An 8,757-nucleotide genomic window follows, 5' to 3' on the forward strand; every position below is an offset into this window, starting at 1 on the left:
CACGCCAGATGATTTCCTTGGTTTTCAATATATATCTCCTTCCAGGTCCAATGCTGGCGCGGCAACAGGCTTGGCGACAGCGACGGCTGGTTTTTTCTCAAAACGCTGCGCCAGGGTGCGCAGCAGTACATAGAACACGGGCGTCAGGAACAGACCGAAGAAGGTCACGCCCAGCATGCCGGCGAATACCGCCACGCCCATGGCATGGCGCATTTCCGAACCGGCGCCGTGCGAGAACACCAGCGGCACCACGCCCATGATGAAGGCGATCGACGTCATCAAAATCGGACGCAGGCGCAGGCGGCACGCTTCCAGCGCGGCTTGCACGACGGTGCGGCCATGCTCTTCCAGTTCGCGCGCAAATTCCACGATCAGAATTGCATTCTTCGACGCCAGTCCCACCAGCACGAACAGCGCGATCTGGGTAAACACGTTGTTGTCGCCGCCGGTCAATTTGACGCCCAACAAGGCGCAAAGAATCGACATCGGCACGATCAGGATCACGGCCAGCGGCAGGGTCCAGCTTTCATACTGGGCGGCCAGCACCAGGAACACCAGCAGCACGCACAGCGGGAAAACATAGATCATCGTATTGCCGGACAAGATGTCCTGATAGGTCAGCTCCGTCCATTCATACGCGATCCCCTGCGGCAGCACTTCCTTGGCGATGCGTTCCAGCGCGGCTTGCGCCTGGCCGCTCGATACGCCAGGGGCGGCGCCGCCGTTGAAATCGGCTGCGGCATAGGCGTTGTAGCGCTGCACCCGGTCAGGACCATAGCTGTCCTTAACGCGCATCAGCGACGACAACGGGATCATTTCGCCCTTGTTATTACGGACCTTCAGCTGCGCGATATCCTGGGCATGCGAACGGAACTCGGCATCGGCTTGCACACGCACCTGGTAGGTGCGGCCAAACTGGTTGAAGTCATTCACGTACAGCGAACCGAGGTTGATCTGCAAGGTCTGGTAAATCGTTTGCAGCTGCACGCCCATCTGCTTGGCTTTTACGCGGTCAACGTCGGCAAACAGCTGCGGCACGTTGATCTGGTAGCCCGAGAACACGCCCGCCAGTTCCGGCGTCTGGTACGCTTTCGCGGCCAGTGCCTGGGTGGCGTTGTACAGCGCGTCGTATCCGAGGTTGCCGCGGTCTTCGATCATCATCTTGAAGCCGCCGATGGTGCCCAGGCCGTTGACCGGCGGTGGCGGGAAGACCATGATGAAGGCATCCTGGATGCCGCCAAGGCGCTTGTTGATCTCGGCTGCGATAGCGCCGCCCGACAATTCCTTGCTGGTGCGTTCATCGAATGGCTTCAGGGTGGCGAACACGATGCCGGCGTTTGGCGCATTGGTGAAATCGTTGATCGACAGGCCGGGGAAGGCGATGGTCGATTCGACGCCAGGCACCGACTTGATGACGTCGGACATGCGGCGCACCACATCTTCCGTGCGATCCAGCGAAGCGGCGTCAGGCAACTGCGCAAAGCCCACCAGGTATTGCTTGTCCTGCGCTGGCACGAAACCGGCCGGCACGGACTTGAAGGTGAAGATGGCGGCGACGACCAGCAGTGCATACACGCCCAGCGAGGCGCTCTTGCGGCCCAATACGCCTTTCACGCCAGCTTCATAGCGGTGCGAAGCGCGGCCAAAGAAGCGGTTGAACCAGGCGAAGAAGCGCCCGAAGACCATGTCCATGCCGCGCGTCAGCGCGTCTTTCGGCGCATCGTGCGGTTTCAAGAGCGCGGCCGACAGGGCTGGTGCCAGAGTCAGCGAGCTGAATGCGGAAATCACCGTCGAAATGGCGATGGTCAGCGCGAACTGGCGGTAGAACTCGCCCGACAGGCCGGGCACGAAAGCGATCGGCACGAACACGGCGCACAGCACCAGGGCGATGGCGACGATAGGACCGCTGACCTCTTTCATGGCCTGGATGGTAGCGTCGCGCGGCGACAAGCCTTCCTCGATATTGCGCTCGACGTTTTCCACCACCACGATGGCATCATCGACGACGATACCGATGGCCAGCACGAGGCCGAACAGCGACAGGGTGTTGATCGAGAAGCCAAAGCCCAGCATCACGGCAAAGGTACCGACAATCGACACGGGCACGGCCAGCAGCGGAATGATCGATGCGCGCCAGGTTTGCAGGAAGATGATCACCACCAGCACCACCAGAGCAATCGCTTCGAGCAGGGTATGGATCACCGCCTCGATGGACGAGCGCACGAATTGCGTGGGGTCGTACTCGATGCGGTATTCCACGCCTTGCGGGAAGTCTTTTTTCAATTCGTCCATCTTGGCGCGCACGTCGGAAGACAGTTGCAGCGCATTGGCATTCGGCGCCTCGAAAATACCCATGCCGACGGCTGGATTATTGTTCAGCAGCGAACGCAGCGAGTAGCTGTTGGCGCCCATTTCCACGCGCGCCACGTCCTTCAGGTGCGTCACGGCGCCGTCGGCATTGGTGCGCACGATGATGGTGCCAAATTCCTCGGGCGTCTGCAGACGGCCCTGGGTATTGACGGTCAGCTGGAAGTCCGAGTTCTTCGCCGGTGAAGCGCCGATCACGCCGGCGGCCACCTGCACGTTTTGCTCGCGGATGGCGTCGACGACGTCATTGGCCGTCATGCCGCGCGCCGCCACTTTCTGCGGGTCGAGCCAGATGCGCATGGCATAGTCGCCGGCACCGAAGATCTGGATGTCGCCCATGCCGGGCAAGCGGGCCAGCTGGTCCTTGACGTTCAGCACCGCGTAGTTACGCAAATACATGTCGTCATAGCGCTTGTTTGGCGAAACCAGGTGCACCACCATGGTCAGGTTGGGCGAGGATTTGACGGTCGTTACGCCGATCTGGCGCACTTCCTCGGGCAGGCGCGGCAAGGCGCGCTGCACGCGATTCTGCACCTGCGTTTCGGCCTGCTCGACGTTGGTGCCGATCTTGAAGGTCACGGTCAGCATCATCGCGCCATCGGACGTGTTTTGCGAGGACATATAGAGCATGTTCTCGACGCCGTTGATCTGCTCTTCGAGCGGCGCGGCGACGGTTTCGGCGATCACTTTCGGGTTGGCGCCCGGATACTGCGCGCGCACCACCACGGATGGCGGCACGACGTCGGGATATTCGGAGATGGGCAGGCCGAATATCGACAGCAGCCCGGCCACGAATATGACGATCGACAGCACCGCCGCGAAAATCGGCTTGTCGATGAAAAAGCGGGAAAAATTCATGTTTATTCCTTGGAAGTCGATGCTGCTTTCGCGGCGATCTTGGCGTCTTTTGCTTCAGGTTTTGCGGGCGCGACAGGCGCAGTCGGGTCAAAATCCATGGCCACCATCTGCGGCGTCACGGGCGCGCCTGGGCGCACGCGCTGCAAGCCGTTGACGACGATTTTCTCGCCCGCTTTCAAGCCTTCGCGCACCACGCGCAAGCCGTCCGAATTCGGGCCCAGCTTGACGGCGCGGTATTCGGCCTTGTTATCAAGACCCACCACGTAGACGTATTTGCGGCTCTGGTCCGTGCCGACGGCGCGGTCGCTGATCAACAGGGCCGTGCTTTGCGCGTGCGGGCCATTGCCACCATCGAGCTGGATGCGCGCGAACAGGCCGGGCACCAACTGGCGCTCGGCGTTGGCGAAGGTGGCGCGCATGCGCACGCTGCCCGTGGCCGGGTCGAGCTGGTTGTCGACGAATTCCAGCTTGCCTTCATGCGGGAAGCCCGTTTCGTTGGCCAGGCCCACCTTGACGGTGACGGGCGTGCCCTTTTGCGCCGTGCCGGCCACGCGCAGGTAGGTATCTTCATCGCCGTCGAAGCTGGCGTAGATGCGGTCCGTCGACACCACGGAGGTCAAGATGGCGGAAGCGTCGATCAGGTTGCCGACAGTGATTTCCGCCTTGCTGACACGCCCGCTGATCGGTGCCTGCACCTGCGTGTACGACAGGTTCAGCTTGGCCGCTTCATACGCGGCTTGCGCCGAGCGGGCGTTGGCGTCCAGTTCTTTCAAGCCCGAAGCCTTTTCATCGAATTCGCGCTGGGCGATGGCTTTTTCAGCCAGCAGCTTTTCAGCCCGCGACAGTTCCAGCTTGGCCAGTTCCGCCTTGGCGCGGGCCGAGGCGGCCGTGCCTTCGGCGCGCGACACTTCGGCCTGGAATGGGCGTGGATCGATGACGAACAGCACTTCACCCTTCTTCACTTCGCTGCCCGGCTTGAAGTTGACAGCCGTGATGAAGCCGCCGACGCGCGAACGGATTTCCACGCGCTCGATCGCTTCCAGGCGACCCGAGAATTCCTGCGTTTCCGTGATCTGTTTTTCAATGACGGCGGCGGCCGAGATGGGCGGGCCGCCGGCCGCCGGCGCGTCGGGCACCTTGCTATTGGCTGAATCGCAGCCGGCCAGGCTCACGGCCACCAGTCCCGCCAGCGCGAGCGAGGCGGCGAGAGGCTTGAGGAGTGTACCTAAGGTGGAAAATTGTTGAACGTTTTTCATTTTATTTCCCTGTTTTATGAAAATTTCTAATGGTATGGGCGGCAGGAAGCAACCCAGCTGAAAAAGTGAATGGTGGTGCCATGGCGCCCGACGGCGCTCGATCAAAGGTAAACAGGCCGCCAGCTGCTTAAAAGCGGACGGGGACGACGAAGCTGGCTGTGCGAACGCACAACTCAGGCAAGATGGGAACTACACTGCATAGTGTAGCAACCGAAACTCAAAAAGTAAACTTGTTAGTGTAAGTTTTTTTGCGATGCCGCAATTTGCGGCTTCATGACGCGGGCTCCTGCCCCAGTCCAGCGACAAAGCTGGCGATTTCACCCAGTACCTGCACCTTGCACGCACACTCGTTGCGGGCGGTCGCGTCTTGCAGCGGCGCGGCGGCCATGCGCCGCACGGTGGTCTTGATGCCGCAGGCGATCAGTTTGCTGCCGTATTGTTCAGCCTCGTCGCGTAATGGATCGTCTTCGCTGGACAATATCAAGGCTGGCGGCAAATTCTTTAAACGGCTCGACTGTAATGGCGACGCGTACGGATGAGTACGGTCAGCGGCATTCGGCAGGTAACCACGATAGGCGGCGGCGCATTGATCGGCCACTTCCGCCAGGTCCGGGCAACTGGGCAAGGAGCGCATCGAGCAGGTCGACAGGCCGGGATCGAGCATGGGCATGATCAGCACCTGGCCCGCGAGGGGCGGTCCGCCCCGGTCGCGCGACATCATGGCGCACACGGCGGCCAGGTTGGCGCCCGCTTCGATGCCCGACACCACCATCTGCTTGCCCGTCCAGCCCAGCTTGGACTTGTTCTTTTTCGCCCACAGCAGCACGGCATGCGCGTCTTCCACGGCGGCGGGGAATGGTCGCACCTTCGCCAGGGTGTAGTTCGCGGCCAGCACAACGTGGTCGGGATTGCTCAACACGAGGCAGCGCAGGAAGTCATCCGCATCATCCAGGTCGCCGTCAACAAAGCCGCCGCCATGGAAGAAGACGATCAGGCTCGACTGCTTGGCGCCCGGCACGCCGGCCGTGTAGACGCGCGCGGCGAGCGCATCCTGCGCGCCCTGCACCTGGATGTCGCGTATCTTCAGCGCCTGGCCAGGTGCCAGTTCGGCCACGGGTTCGACAATGCTCATTGCGCCAACACCGGCTGTACCGCACCATCGAGCACCGTGTCGTTCAGGCACAACAGGGCGACGCCGCCCACTTCATGGGTCAGGGCGCTATAACCGCTCGCTTCGCTTTGCGCCGCCAACGAATATGCATCCGTCGATACCATCGCGGCCAGAGCAAGCGCAACCGCAACCAGGGCGGGTACTGCAAAGTGTCCATTCCGATGACCCATGATATTTCTCCTGTTGTACTTCCTGCGGCATCACATTTATGCTGCAGTACAACAACTATAGACTTGATCTACAATCTGATAAAGAGTGCAATGACGAATTGATTGTTCAGGATTCTGAATAATCACGCATAAAGTGATAGGAAATCAAGTGAACAAGCTGCAAGCCATGGAAGTTTTCATCCAAGTCGTCGATGCGGGCGGCTTTACGCGCGCGGCGGAAAACATGCAGCTGCCGAAAGCCACCGTGTCGACCCTGATCCAGTCGCTGGAAGCGAGCTTGTCGGTTAAATTGCTCAACCGTACCACGCGTCACGTCAGCATCACCTCCGACGGCGCCGCCTATTACGAGCGCTGCGTGCGCATCCTGTCCGACGTGCGCGAGGCCGAGGAGTCGCTGTCACGCACGCGCTTGAGTCCCAGCGGGCGGCTGCGCGTGGATGCGCCCACGGCGCTGGCCAGCGAATTGATCATCCCCGCCCTGCCCGATTTTTTTGCCCGCTACCCCGACATCTCGCTGGAACTCGGTTGCAGCGACCGGCCCGTCGACTTGATCGAGGAAGGCGTCGACTGCGCCGTGCGCGGCGGCGAACTGGGCGACCTGAACCTGATCGCGCGCCGGGTCGGCGTGCTGCACTTCATGACGTGCGCCGCACCCGCCTACCTGGCGCGGCACGGCACGCCGCTGCACCCGAACGACCTGGCGCAGCACCGTGGTGTGAATTTTTTCTCCGCCAAGACCGGTAAAACGTTTGACTGGGATTTCACGCGGGCCGGCGAACGCCTCCAGATGTCCATGCCCAGCCATATCGCCCTGAACGACTCGAACGCTTACGCGGCGGCCGGCCTGGCTGGCCTGGGCATCGTGCAAATGACGCATTTCATGCTTGCGCCGTTGATGGAACAGGGCAAAATGGTGGAATTGCTCGGTGAATGGGAATCGGACCCGCTGCCCATCCACGTGATCTATCCGCCCAACCGTCACCTGTCCGCCAAGGTGCGCGTGTTTGTCGAATGGGTCGCCGACATGTTTATCAACCACCCGGCCACGCAACTGAAGGGCAAGAGCAATCTTCCCAGCGCGCGCGCCACCCAGACCGAGGCACAGCCATGACCGCAGCAAGCACATCATCCCAGCGCATCGTCTTCCTCGACCGCGACAGCCTGATCGCCAATCTGCGTGTGCCCGCCTTCGCGCACAACTGGGAAGAGTTTCCGCACACCAAGGGCAGCGAACTAACGGTTGCCCGCCTGCAGGGCGCCACGATTGCCATCACGAATAAAGTGCCGCTGCGCGCAGCCGAGCTGGCGCAATTGCCGGACTTGAAGATGATCGCCGTGGCCGCCACCGGCACGGATATCCTCGACCTGGCCGCCTGCCGCGAACGGGGCATCGTCGTGGCAAATATCCGCGACTATGCACGCGCCACCGTGCCTGAACATACCCTGGCACTGATGCTGGCCCTGCGCCGCCAGCTGCTTGCCTACCGCGCCGATGTGGAAGCGGGACTATGGCAGGCGTCCGACCGCTTTTGCCTGTTCGGCCACCCGATCCGCGACCTGGCCGGCAGCCGTTTGGGTTTGCTCGGCTACGGCGCGCTGGGCAAGGCCGTGGCCCAGCTGGGACGCGCTTTCGGCATGCAAGTCATCGTGCACAACCGTTCTGCCATCGAAGACGATGGCGTGACGCAAGTGACGTTCGACGAGCTGCTGGCCACTTCCGACGTGCTCAGCCTGCACCTGCCCTTGACGGACCAGACGCGCAATATCCTTGGCGCCGAGGAACTGGCGCGCATGCAACCCACGTCCCTGCTGATCAACACGGCACGGGGCGGCCTCGTCGATGAGGCGGCGCTGGCCACAGCATTGGCGAACGGCGTGATCGCTGGCGCCGGCTTCGACGTGTTATCCACGGAACCACCGCTGCCCGACAACCCGCTGTTGAACTTGCGCCTGCCCAACTTCATCCTCACGCCGCACACGGCCTGGGCCAGCGGGGAAGCCATGCAGAAGCTGGCCGACATCCTGATCGGCAACGTGGAAGCATTCGAGCGGGGGGCGCCCACGAACGTGGTGGCATGAGCCTGTTAAACGAACTCGATGACCTGCTGTGCAGCGACGACGATGAATACGACCGCCTCGACCTGTTCCTCGAGGCGGCCGAGCTGATCGGGCAACTACGGACGGCTGACGCGCCCGCATGGTCGGTCTAACAGCCCAAGCCGTTGGGAAAATCCAGTACCTGGCGCGCGATAGCCAGGTGGTCCACTACCAGCAGGATGCTCAGGGGAGGCTTGTTCATCGAATGCCGGCAAGGCGCGCATACAGCCAGAAGTTGCCGGATCTTCCACGAATCTGCCGGTAGCTGCGCAGATAGCCTTCCCGCTCAAAAGCGCAGCGCCCGAGCACGCGCAGCGAGCGAGTATTACTTTCCAACACGGTTGCCTGGATGCGCAGCAAGCCCATGCGCTGGAAGCCCCAGTCCACGACAGCGTTCACGATCGAGGTAGCCACGCCCTGCCCCCAGACGGCAGGTGACAGGTCGTAGGCGATCTCCGCCGTGCGATGCTGCGGGGAAATGGCATTCAAGCCTATCGTGCCAACCAGCTGGCCGCCGTCGCGTAGCACCACGGCCAGGCGCATGGGAGAAGATGGCGCGGACGATGCGTAGTCATCGAAATTGGGCAGCAAGTCCTCGATACAGCGCAAGTTCCAGCTTGTGTGTTCCACAACGGCGCAGTCGGCCAGGTAGGCATACCAGGCAGGCGCGTCGCTACGCTCCAGCTGGCGCAAAGTCACCAACGGATGCTCTAAAGCGGGTAGATCAACAACTTTCATCGCCTTATGTCCTCCTCATGCTAGCGGGCAATCGGCAGCCAGCCAGGCCGCGAAATCATCGGCGGCCAGTTCGAAATCCTCGCGCTGCATCGAGCCATGC

The 8,757-nt window shown here is 61.8% G+C and carries 8 protein-coding genes; 3 read left to right on the forward strand and 5 right to left on the reverse strand.

Features of this window, described 5'->3' with window-relative positions; genetic code table 11:
• Positions 1–24: 24 nt before the first annotated feature.
• From K0F85_RS00635 to K0F85_RS00650, 4 genes are all read right to left on the reverse strand, one after another.
• The gene (locus K0F85_RS00635; protein ID WP_219114088.1) at positions 25–3,225 is read right to left on the reverse strand and encodes an efflux RND transporter permease subunit; all 3,201 of its coding nucleotides are present in this window, start codon (positions 3,223–3,225) and stop codon (positions 25–27) included.
• Positions 3,226–3,227: 2 nt separating this feature from the next.
• Positions 3,228–4,481 (reverse strand): efflux RND transporter periplasmic adaptor subunit, encoded by a 1,254-nt coding sequence (locus K0F85_RS00640; protein WP_219114089.1) that lies wholly within the window; start codon positions 4,479–4,481, stop codon positions 3,228–3,230.
• Positions 4,482–4,752: 271 nt separating this feature from the next.
• Positions 4,753–5,613: an alpha/beta hydrolase gene (locus K0F85_RS00645; protein WP_219114090.1), complete on the reverse strand. Its 861-nt coding sequence runs from the start codon at positions 5,611–5,613 to the stop codon at positions 4,753–4,755.
• Complete coding sequence (locus K0F85_RS00650) at positions 5,610–5,822, reverse strand: hypothetical protein (protein WP_219114091.1); 213 nt, start codon at positions 5,820–5,822, stop codon at positions 5,610–5,612. The genes K0F85_RS00645 and K0F85_RS00650 overlap by 4 nt, the downstream gene beginning before the upstream one ends.
• Positions 5,823–5,970: 148 nt before the next feature.
• On the opposite strand from K0F85_RS00650, the gene K0F85_RS00655 reads away from it, so the two are divergent.
• Genes K0F85_RS00655 through K0F85_RS28470 form a run of 3 tightly spaced genes read left to right on the forward strand, consistent with a single transcriptional unit; the run spans position 5,971 to position 8,032 of the window.
• Positions 5,971–6,933: a LysR family transcriptional regulator gene (locus K0F85_RS00655; RefSeq protein WP_219114092.1), complete on the forward strand. Its 963-nt coding sequence runs from the start codon at positions 5,971–5,973 to the stop codon at positions 6,931–6,933.
• Positions 6,930–7,901, forward strand: coding sequence for a D-2-hydroxyacid dehydrogenase (locus K0F85_RS00660; protein ID WP_219114093.1), 972 nt, complete (start codon positions 6,930–6,932; stop codon positions 7,899–7,901). The genes K0F85_RS00655 and K0F85_RS00660 overlap by 4 nt, the downstream gene beginning before the upstream one ends.
• On the forward strand, positions 7,898–8,032 hold the full coding sequence (locus K0F85_RS28470) for a hypothetical protein (protein ID WP_257572433.1): 135 nt from the start codon (positions 7,898–7,900) through the stop codon (positions 8,030–8,032). Before K0F85_RS00660 ends, K0F85_RS28470 begins: the two co-directional genes overlap by 4 nt.
• 85 nt (positions 8,033–8,117) lie before the next feature.
• Here the strand turns inward: K0F85_RS28470 and K0F85_RS00665 are convergent, their stop codons facing one another.
• Positions 8,118–8,657: a GNAT family N-acetyltransferase gene (locus tag K0F85_RS00665; protein WP_219114094.1), complete on the reverse strand. Its 540-nt coding sequence runs from the start codon at positions 8,655–8,657 to the stop codon at positions 8,118–8,120.
• Positions 8,658–8,757 lie beyond the last annotated feature (100 nt).

Source organism: Janthinobacterium sp. UMAB-56 (assembly GCF_900095265.1).
Lineage (GTDB): Bacteria > Pseudomonadota > Gammaproteobacteria > Burkholderiales > Burkholderiaceae_D > Janthinobacterium.

What these genes read in the sequence shown, in the direction of transcription:
- K0F85_RS00635 (WP_219114088.1), bottom strand. Translation starts at nt 3,225, where the DNA reads ATGAATTTTTCCCGCTTTTTCATCGACAAGCCGATTTTCGCGGCGGTG.
- K0F85_RS00640 (WP_219114089.1), bottom strand. Translation starts at nt 4,481, where the DNA reads ATGAAAAACGTTCAACAATTTTCCACCTTAGGTACACTCCTCAAGCCT.
- K0F85_RS00645 (WP_219114090.1), bottom strand. Translation starts at nt 5,613, where the DNA reads ATGAGCATTGTCGAACCCGTGGCCGAACTGGCACCTGGCCAGGCGCTG.
- K0F85_RS00650 (WP_219114091.1), bottom strand. Translation starts at nt 5,822, where the DNA reads ATGGGTCATCGGAATGGACACTTTGCAGTACCCGCCCTGGTTGCGGTT.
- K0F85_RS00660 (WP_219114093.1), top strand. Translation starts at nt 6,930, where the DNA reads ATGACCGCAGCAAGCACATCATCCCAGCGCATCGTCTTCCTCGACCGC.
- K0F85_RS28470 (WP_257572433.1), top strand. Translation starts at nt 7,898, where the DNA reads ATGAGCCTGTTAAACGAACTCGATGACCTGCTGTGCAGCGACGACGAT.
- K0F85_RS00665 (WP_219114094.1), bottom strand. Translation starts at nt 8,657, where the DNA reads ATGAAAGTTGTTGATCTACCCGCTTTAGAGCATCCGTTGGTGACTTTG.